We start from the raw sequence: 1930 nt of genomic DNA on the forward strand, positions 1-1930 counted from the left end.
AAACACCTTTTTTAATAACATAATTAGTATGATTCACCTCCTTTCCTTGTTTATCTTTTTTAGAATGCCAATTGATAACAAACCCGCTTTTATTCCATGAAAATGAAGAATAATCATTCATATTATTGCTTAAACTTTTCATTGAGAATCCTTTATTACAACTACCAACCAATAATAGCCTGCCTCAAAAACATCCCCAGCTGTCAAACATACCCAAGAACTTATTGGTGATTGTTCTTTAAAATAAACTTCATCACTGCCTGAACCATAAAAAAATCTTGAAATTTAATATGACATCGACCAGAAGATATAGACGATAATTGCACACCAAGTGTATTCTCCGATAGTTCATGAGTAGTAACAGGGTGGTGTTTGCTTCTATCTGGTAACGTTATAGCCGGCGTAATCTCCGCTAAACCCGGCATAGAGAAAAACAATAAAAGATAATAATATGAGACTTTCATAATAATATTAACTCCGTCTAAATTGATACTCTTTAGGAAAATCAAAGACTTTTCCATTATTAATACCTAGATCACATACCCTATTTATCTTTGATATTATCTATAGTGTTCTCGTTTTCTTACCAGTTTTATCTATAGAAAAAACCTCATTTATAAACCATCTGTTGTTCTTATAAAATAGTTGATATTCAAAAATATCGACATCATCATCTGTTTCAGAAAACCTAGATGGCACTTTAGTAACTACAATGGCTGTATTCCTTTTAATTCTAGATGACATTATTTTTTCTCCTTCCGGATAATGCAACGGATATTGGCCATAAATACTCCCATTTCTTCCAACTTTTTCTGGAAAGCAATATTTCATTAACAGATTAGAATATTCCTTTTCAGGGGAAAAATAATTTTCACCTTCTAAACTCCTTAAAGAATTTTTATTCCAATTATAGTAATCATAAATAAAACCATTTACTAATGATTTAGGATCTTTGAAATTAATATCGTTAGCAAATGATATAGTACTTAACATACAAAGAACAAAAACAAGTAAACTTATAAATATTTTTTTCATTTAATTATTCCATATCAATACTAATGCAATTAGCAACAGAGTCAATGCTGTCATTCAATATAAACCAAGCATGCTCAAAAGCAGGCCAACGCACTGTATCAAATGCCATATGCCCTGGATTAATTCTACCAGTGACTTCTCTAGCGTCATTATAACCACTACCTTTATCGGCCCAATAATTAATACTTAACTTACCTGATTCAACTGGCTTACCATTAACTTTTATATATTTTTGCTTACTAGACCAATAATATCCAGCAGCATCAAATGCATAATAAGCATTTGTAGCAAGTAAAGTGTTGTTTGGCTCAATACAAAATGATGAAGCATTAATTCCCCCGCGGAAATCATTATATTTAGAATAATTTTCTCGCCCAGTTAAATGAATAGCACCTCTACCTTTAAATCGGGTTCCATCACCAATAACATTATTACCTAATTTATTTCCTTGAACTGTTCCTGGACCATAATTCTTATCAAAATATTGTTCTGATCCATTTTCAAGTAAGCTATCAAATCTCCCCGTTTCAGCAGCCATTTGCCCTATGAAATGCGCTATCCTTAATGGAGTATATATTCCATATTTAATCAACAACTTCGGCATAACACCTTTTATATTCTCAGGCCGCTTAATTTCTCCAGTAGCTGTCGTCCCTTCATTAGTAATTCGGTCGATTAAAACTTTTCGAGTCAATGGATGTCTCCGCTCATAAACACTCAATGGTACTTCTTGGTAACGGCGAACAACACGCACAATATCTTCTTCCCCTAACCACCCGCACTTCCTGAAATGGGTAATAAACCTCCTCGGATCAAAATGCCACACCTTGCCGGATGGTAATCCTACCATATCAATACATAGCGCCTTAACATGAGCAATAAACTTATCCCAGTC

The 1930-nt window shown here is 33.3% G+C and carries 1 protein-coding gene and 1 pseudogene; both read right to left on the reverse strand.

The features are described from left to right. Nucleotides 1-564: 564 nt before the first annotated feature. Nucleotides 565-1035, reverse strand: a complete 471-nt coding sequence (locus tag C5469_RS22610) for a hypothetical protein (protein WP_166310927.1) — start codon at nt 1033-1035, stop codon at nt 565-567. A 4-nt stretch (nt 1036-1039) separates the two neighbouring features. Beyond that, nucleotides 1040-1930, reverse strand: a pseudogene (locus tag C5469_RS22615) (peptidase M23); the annotation flags it as partial.

Source organism: Photorhabdus cinerea (assembly GCF_011189575.1).
Taxonomy (GTDB): domain Bacteria; phylum Pseudomonadota; class Gammaproteobacteria; order Enterobacterales; family Enterobacteriaceae; genus Photorhabdus; species Photorhabdus cinerea.

Excerpts from the sequence above, each read along its gene's own strand:
- C5469_RS22610 (WP_166310927.1), bottom strand. The coding sequence starts at position 1,035 with ATGAAAAAAATATTTATAAGTTTACTTGTTTTTGTTCTTTGTATGTTA.